This window comes from Streptomyces torulosus, assembly GCF_001419765.1.
In the GTDB taxonomy this organism is placed as follows: Bacteria; Actinomycetota; Actinomycetes; order Streptomycetales; family Streptomycetaceae; genus Streptomyces; species Streptomyces torulosus.
The window spans coordinates 1-13,668 of the sequence record NZ_LIRK01000414.1; the positions used below are offsets into that span (position 1 = coordinate 1).

Below are 13,668 nucleotides of genomic sequence, written 5' to 3' on the forward strand. Positions count from 1 at the left end.
GCTTCCAGGGCAACCGCATCCGAGGCCAGTGCCCCGGCCCGCAGGGCGGCTGCGATCCCGGCGACGACGTGGTCGTGGCTCATGTGCCGGTGCAGCAGCAGGACCTCGATCAGCGCACGGCGACCCGGCCGGCACCCGTGCGCTGATCGAGGTCCTGCTGCTGCACCGGCACATGAGCCACGACCACGTCGTCGCCGGGATCGCAGCCGCCCTGCGGGCCGGGGCACTGGCCTCGGATGCGGTTGCCCTGGAAGCCCGCCTGGCCGCCGAACGCGAGACCAGCGGCGAGCCGGGCTCGGACACGGCGCTGGGCCGTATCGCCTCTCCGGTGGTGTCGCTGACCGCACGCAGGCTGGCAGAGTCGTTCTCCTCGTGGACCAGGACCTTCACCGATCCCCGGCTCTGCGCGGCCACTGTGTCTGATGTCGACATGCCAAGCACAGGTTTTCAGGATGCCGGGGTGAGCGGCGGTCCTCAGCCCATCCCGGACGGACCGCAGGTCTGAGCCGCGTGGAGCGGCACGGCCAGGGTCAGCACGACGGCGGCGGCGACCGTGGCGAGCCACACTGCATACAGCACTACGGGCCGTGCTCGGCGACGCGAGATCACCCACGCGATCCACCCGGCCAACGATCCGGCGACCAGTGCCGCCACGAGACACAGGGCCACCACATTCACCGAGACCGGATCCACGGGCGCATTCGCCGTGCAGTAGTCGCTGTCGTTCGTCAGTGAGGTCTCCACCACCACCACGAAGATCGCGACTGCCGACATCGTCCAGGCCACGGCGGCCAGCACCCGGTACGGCACCCTGGGCCAGGACCGCACGGCGCCCGCCAGCACGGCGCACGTCAGCAGGAGCGGCACCGCCGTCAGCCCAACCGGCACCGCCACCGCCTGCGCCGGCCCCCACAGGCCCTCGCGGTACTGGCTGACCTGGGGGTCGTCAGCCCAGTAGAACCCCTTGAACGCCGCACACACCGAGGTGATGACCACCAGCGCGGCCAGCCCGTGTGCGGGGACGCGGGCCCGGGGCGTCCCTGGGAAGGACGCGGGCCAGAGGATGCCCCGGAACTGGCCGTCCACCCCCGGTCTGACGGCAGCCCTGCTGTGATCTGCGGTCACCAGCCTCACGTCCCACTCCCCCTTCGTGCGCTGTCTGCTCCCCACCCCCACGCACACCGCGAAGATCGGGAACCCGCACGAGCCTGGCATATCGCCAGCCCCCGCTGCATCCGTGGAACTACCAACATCCGCACCCGCCGGATCACTGGTACCACCATGAACGGACATGAATCAGCCGGTATCCAGATCTCGGCTTGCAGGCCAACGGAACGGCATTGCCGCTCTACCGCTCGGAGGTGCCGTCCTCACCGTCCATCTCGTAGATCCGCTCTTGGAGCCGTTCACCGGCCCAGTCCAGCCCGGCGCCCAGGTCGAACCAGTGCCGGTCCTTGCGGACTCCGGGCGGTGAGAGGTTCACCGCCGCCCACGAGAACACCCCCTGGAGGATGGAACGCCCGTGCTGCATGGTGCGCACGGACAACGCAAACGGCGCGGCGAGTGCCGCGCGGGTGACCAACATGACCTGTTCGTCCTCAGAGTGTCGACGCCCACCCGTGAGGAACCGGGGCGTTTCAAGGATCTTGACCCACTCGACCACTGCGTCTGCCACCTGGGCGCGCAAGGACTCCTCGATGCCCTTCCGGATGGCGGTCGCGGGATCATCGCCGAGCCAGCCAAGCCAGTGATCAGGGTCAGTGAGCTTGCTGAAGTCGTCCTGTGGCACCCCGTGACGGGGGTTCTCCTGGTACTCACCTGTCAGTTTCCCGCTGCGGTCGACCAACCACGCACCGCGGATCGCCTCGGGAGGTACGTAGCCATTCGGGTCGTCGACATACGTCGGATCGATCTCGGCGACGCTGCCACCCGGATTCTCAGCAGCCGCAGCCAGCAGCGCCGGCTCGTTCGGTATGCCCTTACGTCGGCTTAGCCGGCCAAGACGCCCCACGTTCCCACTCCCACCGTCGCCTGCCTGGTTGACCGCGATTGTGCCGCACCGGTCAGGACCGCATGAGGAGGGTGAGCGTGACGGCGATCTACGCCTGCTCCTTGTACACGGCCTCGATGTTGTTGCCGTCCGGGTCGTCCACGAACGCGCAATAGGCGCGGTACTCAGGCCACAGCCGGGGTTCGTGCCGGGACGTGCCACCAGCGGCCAGGGCGGCCTCGTAGAAGGCGTCGACCGAGGCTCGGTCGCGTGCGGTGAACGCGATGTGCGCGCCCCGGGTCACCGTGGCGTCGCCCGCGGGGTACAGGCCGAAGGAAGGAGTGTCCAGCTCCTCCTCCCAGAACTCCGCTCCACCGTCAGCCGCTTCCCCGACCACACCGAGAGGCTTGAGCGCGGCGGTGTAGAAGCGGGTGCTCGCCTCAAGGTCCGAGGCGATGAAGGTGACGTGGTGGATGAAGGGCCATCGTTGTGTCATGGCCACGCAGTCTACGAGTGGTCGACGCCGGGCACGTGCACGCCGCCCTCTGCCGGGTCCTCGATGGAGAGCCCTCGCCGCCGTCCGCGCCGGGCTGCCGTCAGTTCGTCCAGGCGTCGCCCGGTACCGCACGCCACGCCGGCCGCCCATAGCCCATAGCCCATAGCCCATAGCCCATAGCGGGGGCTTACGCGTCCGCGCCCCCAACCGCGTCCCTTTCGGGACCAGTTGGGGGTGTGTCGGTGACGAGGCGGGCGGCAAGCCTCCGCGGCACTACGCCGGCGCCTCCGCCCGCTCCTCCTCGGTGGCGGCCGCAGGCTCCTCCGCCGGGCTCTCGTCCCGGCTGAAGAGGCAGATCGCCGCGCACACCGCCGCGATCACCGCCGCCACGTACCAGTTGCCGCCTGGTACGTCCCAGGACGTCGCCAGGTCGAACAGGGCGCCTGCCAGGAGGGAGCCGACCATGTTGCCGGCGCTGCGGAAGAAGTGCATCGCGCCCATCGCCTTGGCGAGGCGGTCCGCGGGGACCTTGCGGGCGACCCAGATGTCGAAGGACGGGACGAAGAGGATCTCGCCCAGGACGACCGTGAGGCAGCCGACGACGATCCACGGCACCGAGCGGCCCGCGCCGAACGCCGTGAACGCCACCGTCATTCCGGCCAGGCCCACCGCCATCACCGCACCCGGGCGCAGGTGCTTGATCATGAACTTGAACAGGGGGTACTGGAGCGCCAGCACGCTCAGGCCCGTGATCCAGAACGGGGCCGACGGCGCCCAGCCCGACGCGTACTCCTCCATGTGCAGCGGGATGCCGACCATGAAGCCGATGGAGAGGAACCAGAAGACCGCCGACAGCAGGAAGTAGCGGGTGGCGCCGCGGACCTCGATGCCCTTGAAGACGGCGGTGCTGAACAGCGGCACCCGCTCGGCCGCCGGCTTGCCCGTGGCCTGTCCGAAGCCGTCCCTCGGGATGAACGCCGACGACGCCAGGCAGAAGCCGATGAAGATCGCGAAGACGACGGAGAACAGGGTGCGCAGGTCGACGTCGGCCAGCAGACCACCCACCAGCGCGCCACCGAAGAGGCCCACCTGCGCCGACATCTGGAAGGTCGAGAACGCCTTCGGGCGCTCGTCGTCGGGGTACGAGACCAGGATGTTCTTCAGGCCGGGGAAGGCCGTGCCCGAGCCGAGGCCGATGAGGAGGGCCAACACGGAGTAGACGGCGACCCCGTCACCGAAGCCCATCAGGAACAGGGCCACCGCCTCCGTCGCGGTGCCCGCGAACACCGCGCCCCGGATACCGATACGGGCGGCGACCCCCTCGTAGAAGAAGGTGGCGGCGAGCCGGCCGACGTACGTCATGCACATCACGACACCGGCCCAGAAGCCGCTGTCAGTGCCGCCGAGGGAGGCGACGAGGACGGGGAACCAGATGAAGTTCCCGATGTGGGCGAGGAAGATACCGGCGTTCACGCCGATCAGTGCCCGCCTGCGTTCGATGGTCACGCGGCGATTCCCTTCGGTTCGGTCGGTGCCTGGGCGGCGGCCCGCAGGACGGCTATCTCGCGGGCCAGGGCCGCGCGGTCGATCTCCACGCCCCGGACGACGGTCCGCACGGGCAGGGCCGAGAGGGGGCGGTCGGGGGCGGAGGCGTGCAGGAGGTTGTAGGTGGCGTCGGCGCCCGCGCTCAGCGGGTGCGCGCCGGTCGGGGCGCCGCTCAGCTCGTCGACGTACCGGCGGCCGCCGACCGTGGCCTGGTGGCGCAGCGCCAGGTCCAGGGAGGGGTCGTCGCCGCGCAGCAGGTCCAGCTCGCTGAGCAGGGAGTAGCCGTGGTAGGCACCGGTGTTCCCGGAGTCGGTGCCGACCAGCAGATCGCCCCGGCCGAGCGCGGCGAGCGCGTTGCGGCGCATGTCGGCGAGGGCGGCGGTGCGGGTCTCCTGGACGCCGTACTCGATGCCGTACGGCTTCTCGATGCCGCGGACGAAGTCGAGGTTGCGGACGTCCTGGGTCTCGGCGAAGCCCTCGCGGGAGTACTCCGTCAGGAACTCCTCGCCGGTCATGATCATGGGGCGGAGGCCGGCGAGGGTGGAGACGAAGCGCGCCCCTTCGAACTCCTTCCAGTCGGCCGCGTCGAGCGTGCGGTCGCGGACCGTGTGGGCGAAGAGGCGGAAGCCGCATGCGTACGCCCAGCGGGTCTCCTGGAGGGTGTTGCAGTCGATGACCGCCGTGACGCCGCGCTCCGCGGCCATCCGGGCGGTGAAGCGCAGCACCCGCTCCGACAGGCGGGAGAAGCGGACCGGGCTGCCCGGCTGTTCGGTGCCGTCGGTGAACATCACCTTCAGGAAGGTGCCGCCGCGTTCGGCGTTGGCGCGCAGCGCGTGGTCGAGGTCGGACTCGACGGCCAGCATGTGGACCGGGGCCGGGAACTCCACACCGTGGCCGGTGCGGCCGGCCGCGTCGGTCGTCGCCGTCACCGCGTAGCCGCAGTGCACGAGCTCCGGGTACGGCCACGGGGAGGCCTCCCGGCCGGCCGCCCAGGCGTCGGCGACCAGCGGGAAACCGAACATGTCCACCACGTGGGAGACCCCGTGGTACAGGTACTGGAGGGCCACGATCCGGGGGTCCTCGACCGTGTCGTCCCAGTTCGCGGGGAGCGAGACATGGGCGTGGGTCTCGGTGTAGCCGGGCCACAGCTCGTGCTCGCCGCCCCGGCGGGGGCCGGTGCGGGTGAAGGCGGTGAAGACGCCGTTCTCTGTGGTGACGTCGTAGAGCGCGTCGGGGTCGAGGGCCGGGACGGCCACCCCGTGCAGGGTGACCGGTCCCGTGCGGCCGCGTACGGCCTCGCTCATCGGGCCACCTCGACCTTCAGCCGCAGGTCGATGGCGTCCAGGGCCTCCTCGTTGCGCTTGTTGACCTCGTCGCGGTCGGCGCCGGTGAAGATGATGTGGCCGATCCAGTCGAAGTTGCTCTTGGAGAGGCGGCTGACCTCGACGCCGGGCTTCTTGTAGGCGAGGGCGCTGTGGAAGCCGGGCAGGTCGGTCAGGCCGTCGAAGCCGATGGACTCGACGGTGCCGGCGACCGGGGAGCCGAACCAGTGGCCGCCCGCGATGGTCTCGCCGGGGAAGGGCAGCTCGGGGCGCTCGCCGAGGGCCTGCCGGATGACCTCCAGGTAGGCGTCGACACCGGAGCTGATCTGCATCAGGCTCGGCACGATGCCGCCGATGAGCCGTCCGTTGACCTCGCACAGCACCGGGCCGTCGGGGCCGAGCAGGAACTCGGTGTGGATGAAGCCGAAGTCGACGCCCAGCTCGTCGAGGACCTTCGTGGTCATCGCGAACAGCTCGTCCTGGAGCGGGTGCCCGGTGAAGTAGGTGGCGCCCATCTCGATGAAGTGCGGGAAGCCGCTCAGCGGACGGTCGGTCAGGCCGAGGTTGACGACCTCGCCCTTGCCGAGGACGCAGGACTCCACGGAGATCAGCTCACCGGTGACGAACTCCTCGATCAGGATGTCGGGGATACGGACGACACCGCGCCCGTAGTCGACGACGTCCGCGAGTTCCGCGAGGTACGCCGTCAGGTCGTCCTCGTCCTTCAGGTGCAGCACATGCAGGCTGGCGGTGCCGTCGGACGGCTTCACCACGCAGGGGAAGCCGATCTCGCGGACGGCGGCCTCGACCTTCGCCGGGTCGGAGACGTGCGCGAACCGCGGCTGGCGGACGCCCGTGCCGTCGAGGGTGAGGCGGGTGAGGTGCTTGTGGCGGGCGTTGCGGGCGCCGTCGACGCTCATACCGGGCAGACCGAGCGCCTCGGCGACGGCCGCGGTGTGCACGGTGTGGTACTCGCTGTACGTGGTGACGCCGTGGACCGGGCGCTCGGCGTGGATCGAGCGGGCCAGCGCCGTCAGCTCCTCGATGGAGAACGCCTTCTCGCTCTTGACGACCTGGCAGTGGGGGTGGGCGTAGGCGGCCTCGGTGAGCGGGGAGACCGCGAGGTAGAAGTCGGGGTCGACGGAGACGAGGGTGACGTCATGGCCGAGGTCCAGGGCGTTGGCGATGCCGGCCATGCCGTTGGGGTTGCATTCGATCATGAGGATGTGCACGGGGACTCCTGAAGTCGGTGTGGGTGGTGGGTGGTTGCGGGGTGACGCGAAGCTCAACCGGCGCGGACGTGCGCCCGCGCCCCGGCCTGCTCGACGTGCGCCCCGGCCTTCTCGACGGCCGCGAGTACGGCGGGCAGGTCCAGGCCGAGGGCGGCCATGACCTCCTCGTGGTCGCCGCCGTGGGCGGGCCAGCTCCGGTCGGCGCTCACGGACGTGACCCGGGCCTCCGGCAGCAGCAGCGCGAGCGCCTCCGCCACGCCGCCCTGGCCGCGGTGCTCCTCGACGACCACGAACCGGCAGTGGTGGCGGGCGAGTTCGGTGGCGGCGCGCGAGAGGTTCTCGTGGTCGAGGTACACGAGGTGGGCGTGGGCGGTGCCGGGAGCGGCCCGCCGGGCGGCGAGGGCCAGCCGGGTGCCCTCCTCGCCGACGGAGACCAGGCACACGTCGTCGGGCCCGCCCCTGAACTCCCAGTTCACCAGGGGGAGTTCGCCGTCGGGCAGGGGCAGGGAGGCGTAGCTGGCGTTGCGGCCCGTGCGGATGTAGTGCGGGCGTCCGGAGCGGACCGCCTCCCGCACCACCGCGCGCATCTCCGCGTCGCCGTACGGGGCCGCGATGGTCACACCCGGCACACTGCGCAGGATCGCGAGGTCCTCCAGGCAGTGGTGGGTGGTCCCGAACCAGGCGCCCGAGACCCCGGCGTACGGCGCCACGACCGTGACCCCGGCGGCCAGGTAGCCGAGGGTCAGCTTCAGACTCTCGGCGGCGCGCAGCGCGGCGAACGGGGCGAAGGTGCTCACGAACGGCTTGTGGCCGCCGGCCGCGAGGCCCGCCGCCATGTCCACCATGGCGCCCTCGGCGATCCCGAGGTTGAAGAAGCGCTCCGGGTGGGCGGCCTGGAAGGGGTGTCCCTTGCCGCCCAGGTCCGCCTCCAGGCAGACGATCGTGTCGTCGGAGGCGGCGAGCCGGGTCAGCTCGTCCCGGTAGGCGTCGCGCCCGGACAGGGTCACCGGGCGGTCGTCGGTGAGGGGCGGGGTCGGCTCGGCGGCCGGGGCGCCGGGCGCGGGCGCCGTGAGAGGCACGGCCCGCTCGTCGGTCGTGGTCATCGGATACCCCGCTTCCACTGGGCGGCGCGCGCCTCGTCGATGGTCACGTAGTGGCAGCCGGGCCTGCCCTCGACGGCCCGGACGCCCTTGCCCTTGACGGTGTCGGCGATGACGGCGAGGGGCCTGCGGGCCGTCGTGCGGTCCTCGGCGAACAGGGCGGTGAGGGCGGCGAGGTCGTGTCCGTCGACCTCGGCGACGTCGAACCCGAACGCGGCGAACCGTTCGGCGAGCCGCGGCAGCGGGGAGATGTCGGCCACCAGCCCGTCGTTCTGGCCGCCGTTGCGGTCCACGACGAGGACGAAGGTGCCCAGCTCCTGCGCGGCGGCGACCTGGCAGGTCTCCCAGACCAGGCCCTCCTGCAGCTCGCCGTCACCGGCGACGGCGATCCCGAGGCCGTGACCGCCGGAGAGCCGCTGGGACAGCGCCCAGCCGGCGGCGTACGGGACGCCGTGGCCGAGGCTGCCGGTGGGGAAGCGGACGCCGGGCACCTTGGGGCCGGGGTGGCCGGTGTAGGGGTGGCCTGCGCGGCCGTACAGCGGGGCCGGGTTCTCCGGCAGGATCCCGCTGACGTGGAGCGCCGCGTACAGGCCGGCGGCCGCGTGGCCCTTGCTGAGGACGACCTCGGTGCCGTCTCCGGCGGAGGCGCGGTGCAGGGCGGCGATCAGGATGTCGAGGACGGAGAGGCTGCCGCCGAGGTGGCAGCCGCGCGGGCTCGCCGCCATGTCGACGACCAGCCGGCGGGCCAGGACGGCACGCTCGGCGAGGACGGCCGCCGGGTCGCCCCCGGTACGGGGCTGTTCGAGCACGGTCGTGGTCATCGCCGGCTCCCCTCGGTCAGGGCGAACCACCGGTTGACCGCGTCGGCGAGCAGCGAGCGGGCGGTGCGGTACTCCATGGGGTCGATGCGTTCCTCGTCGGTGTGGTCCAGGGCCGAGTCGCCGGGCCCGTACGCCACCATCGGCACGTCGTGCCAGGTCGTGGCCAGGGTGTTCATGTCGGACGTGCCCTTCTTCACCACGAAGCGGGGCCTGATCCCGGCCTGCGCGAACGCCCGGGTGAAGACCTTGACCAGGGCGCTGGAGCGGCCGCCCGCGTAGCCGGGGGTGGCGCGCAGCACCTCGACCCGTACGTCCTCGCGGGCGTGGCCCAGCGAGATGGCCCTCAGCGTCTCCACGTCCGCCTTGGGCGGCACCCGGAAGTTGAGGACGCCGGTGGCGGTGTCGCGCTCCCGCCCGTTCTCCACCTGGACGTCGATGACGGCGCTGAGCGCGTCCGGCGCCTCGGCGAGCACCGCGGCCCGGATGCGGCCGAGCACGTCGATGAGGCGGTCCGGCGCGGACACGGCGTCCATCCCGGCGGAGTGGCCGCTGGGCACGGAGGCCGTGACCCGGAGCTTGAACAGTCCGAAGTAGCCGAGGGTCAGGGTGCCCGAGCCGCTGGGCTCGCCGATGACGACGGCGTCGGCCGGGTAGCGGTCGCGGGCGTGGAAGGCGCCCTTGGAGGAGGAGATCTCCTCCTCGACCGCGCCGACCACGCACAGCCGGCCGTCCTCGGGGATGTCCGCGTGGGCGAGCACCTCCAGGAAGTTCGCCAGGCTGCCCTTGGCATCGACGCTGCCGCGGGCCCACAGCTCGCCCTCGCGCCACTCGGCGGGCCAGTGGTGCGGGACCGTGTCGAGGTGCCCGAGGAGCAGCAGCCGGCGGGGGCCGTGGCCACGGGCGGCGACCAGGTTGCCCGCCTCGTCGACATGGGCGTCCATGCCGCGTTCCCGGCACCACTCGGCGAGGTAGGCGGCGAGTTCGGCCTCGTCGCGCGAGACGGAGGGCACGCAGGCCACGCGGGTGAGGAGGCTGAGGTCGGCGGCGGGCTCCTTGGTCCGCCAGAAGCGGGTCCAGCCCGACGGCTCGCCCATGGTGTGCGGGCCGGTGATGGCGACGTCGGCGCCGCTGTCCCGCATGGCGATCTCGGCGGCCCGCACCTTCTGCCGCATCCTGCCGCCCGCGTAGGCGGCGCCCTCGCCGGGATAGGCGTCGAGGAGCGTGGAAGTCGGTTCGGCGGGGTCGGTCAGCAGTCCGGCGGTGCCGGTGACCAGCCGCAGGTGGTCGGCGCCGAGCGCGCCGGTCAGGACGGCGGCGAGGACGTCGGCGTCGACGTTCAGCGGGGAGCCGCCCGCCGGGTCGGCGACCGGCGGCGACAGGCAGACCACGTCGTACGCCTCCAGCAGTGCCGTCAGCCCGTCGACGTCGACGTCGGTGGGCACTCCGGCCCGGTGGTCGCGGACGACCACGGTCCGGCCCTCCGCGGAGACCGTCTTCAGGGGGCGGTTGGCCCGGCCGGTGACGAGCCCGCCGCGTGCGGCGACCGAGGTGAACACGGTCAGCCCGAGCGCCCGCAGCTCCCGCTCCACGGCGGGCAGCGTGACCCGTTCGTAGGCGTCGACCAGGTGGGCCATCTCCTCCGGCGGGCAGTAGCGCACCGAGTCGCCGCCGGCCAGCCGCAGGTGGGGCATGGGCCGCCCGATGGCCGAGTAGTGGCGTTCGATGCCGGTGGCGCCGCCCGCGACGAGCAGCACGCGGGCGCCCCTGGCCACCAGGTCGGCCAGCTCCTTGTGGATCGCGCCCCGGTCGAGGGTCGCGCTGCCGGCCTTGATGACGTAGAGGGGCCGGGTGGAGCGGGAGCCGGGCGCGGCGGGCGTGCCCGTGACGACGGCCGCTGTCGCGGGCCGCGCGGCCGACGGGACCTGCTGCCCGGCGGCCGTGGTCGGCAGTTCGACCTGAGCGGTGGACGGCGCGGTCTGCCCGGTCTGCGCGGTCTGCGCGGTCTGCGCGGCCTGCGGCTCGACCCGCGCCGTCGCCAGCCCGGCCCGCGCGGTCGACGGCCCGGTCCCGGTCGTCGGGCGTTCCGTTCGGATCGTCGTCATGGGGACACCGCCGTCGTGGGCAGGCCGGCCGTCTCGTCGAGGCCGTGGATGAGGTTCATGGCCTGGACGGCCTGTCCGGCCGCGCCCTTGATGAGGTTGTCGAGCGCGGCGACGGCGACGACCTGGCCGCCCTGCACCGCGATCGCGACCTCGGCGACGTTCGAGCCGACGACGGCCTTCAGCATCGGGAAGTCCTGCGGCGCCTTGGGCGCGGGCCGGACCCGTACGAACGGCTTGCCGACGTACGCCTTGGCGTAGGCCCGCTTGACGTCCAACGGGGTCACCCCGTCGCGGAGTTCGGCGTAGGCGGTGACGAGGATGCCGCGGGCCACGTCGAGGCTGTGGGTGGAGAACCGGAGGTCGACGGCCGCGCCGGTGAAGTCGGCGAGGGCCTGCCGCACCTCGGGCGCGTGCCGGTGCCCGTACAGCTTGTGCACCCGGAAGTTGCCGCTGCGCTCGGCCGGCGGTTCGCCGCTGCCCCGGCCGCCGCCGGTGGAGCCGGTCTTGGCGTCGACGACGACCCGGTCCGTGGCGAGCGGCTCGGCGCCCGCGAACAGCGGGTACAGGGCGTAGATCGAGGTGACGGCCATGCAGCCCGGCAGGTTGACGAACCTCCCGTCCGGTACGACGGGGCTCAACTCCGGTACGTAGTAGGCGAAGTCCTCCAGCGGCGGGTGCGCGGTGGTCTTCGGGTAGTGGGTGCGCACCTCGTCCTCGGCCCGCAGCCGGAAGTCGCCGCCCAGGTTCAGCACGCGCTTGGCGTGGGCCGCGATCAGCGGCAGCCGCTCGGGCAGCGCGCCGGTGGGCAGACAGCCGAAGGCGATGTCGACGGCGTCGATGTCCGCCAGCCGGTCCAGCGGCCGGAACTTCAGGCCCGCGGCCCTCGGGTGGTTGCGCAGCCAGGGGTGGACGCTGCCGATGGCGGCTCCGGCCGCCCGCTCGGCGGACAGGAAGGCGAGTTCGACGTGGGGGTGCTCCAGGAGCAGCCGGATGACCTCGCCCCCGGTGTATCCGCTGGCGCCGATGACGGCGACCCGGATCTTCTCCCGTGAAAGGTCGGTGTCAGCCAAGGCGGGCCGCCTTCTCGTACGGCCGCACGTAGTCGCGCTCGTCGACGAGCTTGCGGATGGCGTCGGGGCGGCGGGCGACCTTGCGGAAGGCGTCGGCGTAGCGCAGGATCCGCTCGTACTCGACCGGGGAGCGCAGCTCGCGGCAGAGGACGAGGGTGGAGTCGAGCATGCCGAGGGTCACGGGGAAGTCCTCGGGCCGGTGGTCGCGCACGGCGCCCGGGTTGAGGGTGAACGGGTAGCCGTTGCCGAACCCGTCGCGGTGCCGGAAGGGCAGGTGGCAGGGGATCGGCGTGTTCTGCCACTCCCGTGCCGGTACGCCCTCGGCGACGAGCAGTTCGTGTACGGCCTCCTTGACGGCGTGCACCGGCAGGTCCGCCAGCCCGACGGCCTCGGGACGCAGGGTGATCCGGTACATGTTGTACGCGTGGACGTGCCCGTCCGGCACGTGCGGCGGGGTGAACAGCCCGGTGCCGTCGAGGGCCTCGCCCAGCAGGGCGGCGTTGCGGGCGCGGATCTCGTCGTAGTACGGCAGCCGCTTGAGCTGGCTGGCGCCGAACGCGGCGGCGATCCACGACATCCGGTAGTCGATGCCGTGCCGCGCGAGGTAGTTCACGGCCCGGCCGTACGCCTCCTCGGTGGCGAAGAAGGCGATACCGCCCTCGCCGCCGAGCGGGAAGTTCTTGTCGGCCATCAGGCTCTGCCCGGCGGCGTCGCCGAACGAGCCGGCGACCTGGCCGCCGATCTTCGCGGAGTGGGCGTGGGAGGCGTCCTCGACGAGGGCGATGCCGTGCCGGTCGGCGAGGGCGCGCAGCGCGGGGACGTCGGCGGGCAGACCGTGCACGTGCACCGGCATCAGCGCCCGGGTCCGGTCGGTGATCGCGGCAGCGGCGGCGGCCGGGTCCATGCAGTACGTGACCGGGTCGACGTCGACGAACACGGGGACGGCATGGGCGGCGACGACGGCCTGCGCGGTGGCGATGAACGTGAACGCCGGCACGATGACCTCGTCGCCCGGCCGCACCCCGGCGCCCACGAGCGCCATGTGCAGGCTGGAGGTGCCGCTGGCGGTGGGCAGCGCGTGGGCGGCGCCCACGTACTGCCGGTAGGCCTCGGCGAAGTCGGCGACGACCTTCTCGGGGGTCTGCCGCTGGGCGAGCATCAGGTTGAACACGTCCTCCTTGGTGATGACCGGGAAGAGCGTGCGGCGCAGCGCCTTGGGGATGATCTCGCTGCCGCCGAGGGCCGCGAGTTCCTCGTCGAGGTCGGCCGGATCGGGCAGCGGGAGGGGCGAGTTCGGGAAATCGGTGATCATGACTGCTTCGCTCCGGAGGTCGCGGCGGGCCGCGCCGCCTGGGTCAGGGCCATCCGCGCGCAGGCGGCCACCAGCGGGCTGAGCCGGTAGTTGAACTGCACTCCGGGCACGAGGTCGGCGTCCGCCTCCTCCTGCGTCCACATCGTGCGCAGGTCGTAGGCGCCGAAGATCTTCAGCCGCTCGGCGCGGGCCCAGAGGTTCGGGTCGTCGGTGAGGACGGCGGCGGCGGGACCGAAGCCGAGGCCGGTCAGGTCGACGACCAGCGCCGGCGCGGTGGCCCCCGCGGCCAACTCGCCGAGCCGGTCGGCGTTCGCCGGGTCCAGCGCGATGTGGTCGTACGCGGCGGGTCCGTCGTACGAGGTGACGGTCACGCCGAGCCAGGCGAGGAACGCGGAGGTCTCCGCGTCCACGTCGGGCAGGGCGACACTGTCGCCGTGCCCGATCCCCTGGCCGGCCAGGGCGGCGTGGATCGCCCCGGTACGGCTGTTGAGCAGCACGGCCCTGCTCCGGCCGGTCCGCTTCGCGAGCAGCCGCTCCAGACCGGGGAGTTCCCGGTCGCTCTTCTCGATGCTCATCACCACGCCCGAGGTCAGGACGCGGGTGAGCACCGTCGCGGTGTCGAACAGTTCCATGTGATGCAGTGCCTCTTTCTGAAGATCGCGAGGGTGTGTGGGGGGG

General features: G+C 72.3%; 13 protein-coding genes. 1 reads left to right on the forward strand and 12 read right to left on the reverse strand.

Annotated elements, in window-relative coordinates; translation table 11 throughout:
• The first annotated feature begins 172 nt into the window (after positions 1–172).
• Positions 173–505: a hypothetical protein gene (locus tag AOK23_RS27045; protein WP_055715232.1), complete on the forward strand. Its 333-nt coding sequence runs from the start codon at positions 173–175 to the stop codon at positions 503–505.
• Here AOK23_RS27045 and AOK23_RS48985 read toward each other — a convergent pair.
• The 12 genes from AOK23_RS48985 to AOK23_RS27105 all read right to left on the reverse strand — a co-directional run.
• The gene (locus AOK23_RS48985; protein WP_206336302.1) at positions 475–1,134 is read right to left on the reverse strand and encodes a hypothetical protein; all 660 of its coding nucleotides are present in this window, start codon (positions 1,132–1,134) and stop codon (positions 475–477) included. The genes AOK23_RS27045 and AOK23_RS48985 overlap by 31 nt on opposite strands.
• Positions 1,135–1,348: 214 nt before the next feature.
• Positions 1,349–2,011 (reverse strand): hypothetical protein, encoded by a 663-nt coding sequence (locus AOK23_RS27055; protein WP_055715233.1) that lies wholly within the window; start codon positions 2,009–2,011, stop codon positions 1,349–1,351.
• 88 nt (positions 2,012–2,099) lie between these two features.
• Positions 2,100–2,486 (reverse strand): VOC family protein, encoded by a 387-nt coding sequence (locus AOK23_RS27060; RefSeq protein WP_055715234.1) that lies wholly within the window; start codon positions 2,484–2,486, stop codon positions 2,100–2,102.
• Positions 2,487–2,759: 273 nt separating this feature from the next.
• Positions 2,760–3,992 (reverse strand): MFS transporter, encoded by a 1,233-nt coding sequence (locus AOK23_RS27065; protein ID WP_055715235.1) that lies wholly within the window; start codon positions 3,990–3,992, stop codon positions 2,760–2,762.
• Entirely contained in the window at positions 3,989–5,335 is a 1,347-nt protein-coding gene (locus AOK23_RS27070; RefSeq protein WP_055715236.1) for an amidohydrolase family protein, read from the reverse strand. The genes AOK23_RS27065 and AOK23_RS27070 overlap by 4 nt, the downstream gene beginning before the upstream one ends.
• On the reverse strand, positions 5,332–6,585 hold the full coding sequence (locus AOK23_RS27075; protein WP_055715237.1) for an ATP-grasp domain-containing protein: 1,254 nt from the start codon (positions 6,583–6,585) through the stop codon (positions 5,332–5,334). The genes AOK23_RS27070 and AOK23_RS27075 overlap by 4 nt, the downstream gene beginning before the upstream one ends.
• A 53-nt stretch (positions 6,586–6,638) precedes the next feature.
• Positions 6,639–7,688 (reverse strand): transketolase family protein, encoded by a 1,050-nt coding sequence (locus tag AOK23_RS27080; protein ID WP_206336300.1) that lies wholly within the window; start codon positions 7,686–7,688, stop codon positions 6,639–6,641.
• Positions 7,685–8,506 carry a thiamine pyrophosphate-dependent enzyme gene (locus tag AOK23_RS27085; protein ID WP_055715238.1) on the reverse strand — a complete coding sequence of 274 codons (822 nt, stop codon included), beginning with the start codon at positions 8,504–8,506 and terminating at the stop codon, positions 7,685–7,687. The genes AOK23_RS27080 and AOK23_RS27085 overlap by 4 nt, the downstream gene beginning before the upstream one ends.
• Positions 8,503–10,608, reverse strand: coding sequence for a M20/M25/M40 family metallo-hydrolase (locus AOK23_RS27090; RefSeq protein ID WP_240496572.1), 2,106 nt, complete (start codon positions 10,606–10,608; stop codon positions 8,503–8,505). The genes AOK23_RS27085 and AOK23_RS27090 overlap by 4 nt, the downstream gene beginning before the upstream one ends.
• On the reverse strand, positions 10,605–11,678 hold the full coding sequence (gene argC, locus AOK23_RS27095; protein ID WP_055715239.1) for an N-acetyl-gamma-glutamyl-phosphate reductase: 1,074 nt from the start codon (positions 11,676–11,678) through the stop codon (positions 10,605–10,607). Before argC ends, AOK23_RS27090 begins: the two co-directional genes overlap by 4 nt.
• Positions 11,671–12,990, reverse strand: a complete 1,320-nt coding sequence (locus AOK23_RS27100; RefSeq protein WP_055715240.1) for a DegT/DnrJ/EryC1/StrS family aminotransferase — start codon at positions 12,988–12,990, stop codon at positions 11,671–11,673. Before AOK23_RS27100 ends, argC begins: the two co-directional genes overlap by 8 nt.
• Positions 12,987–13,668: DegT/DnrJ/EryC1/StrS family aminotransferase (locus AOK23_RS27105; protein WP_240496573.1), on the reverse strand; the 682-nt coding region annotated here is incomplete at its 5' end. The genes AOK23_RS27100 and AOK23_RS27105, both read right to left, overlap by 4 nt.

Excerpts from the sequence above, each read along its gene's own strand:
- AOK23_RS27080 (WP_206336300.1), bottom strand. The coding sequence starts at position 7,688 with ATGACCACGACCGACGAGCGGGCCGTGCCTCTCACGGCGCCCGCGCCC.
- AOK23_RS27100 (WP_055715240.1), bottom strand. The coding sequence starts at position 12,990 with ATGATCACCGATTTCCCGAACTCGCCCCTCCCGCTGCCCGATCCGGCC.
- AOK23_RS27090 (WP_240496572.1), bottom strand. The coding sequence starts at position 10,608 with ATGACGACGATCCGAACGGAACGCCCGACGACCGGGACCGGGCCGTCG.
- AOK23_RS27045 (WP_055715232.1), top strand. The coding sequence starts at position 173 with ATGAGCCACGACCACGTCGTCGCCGGGATCGCAGCCGCCCTGCGGGCC.
- AOK23_RS27085 (WP_055715238.1), bottom strand. The coding sequence starts at position 8,506 with ATGACCACGACCGTGCTCGAACAGCCCCGTACCGGGGGCGACCCGGCG.
- AOK23_RS27070 (WP_055715236.1), bottom strand. The coding sequence starts at position 5,335 with ATGAGCGAGGCCGTACGCGGCCGCACGGGACCGGTCACCCTGCACGGG.
- AOK23_RS27060 (WP_055715234.1), bottom strand. The coding sequence starts at position 2,486 with ATGACACAACGATGGCCCTTCATCCACCACGTCACCTTCATCGCCTCG.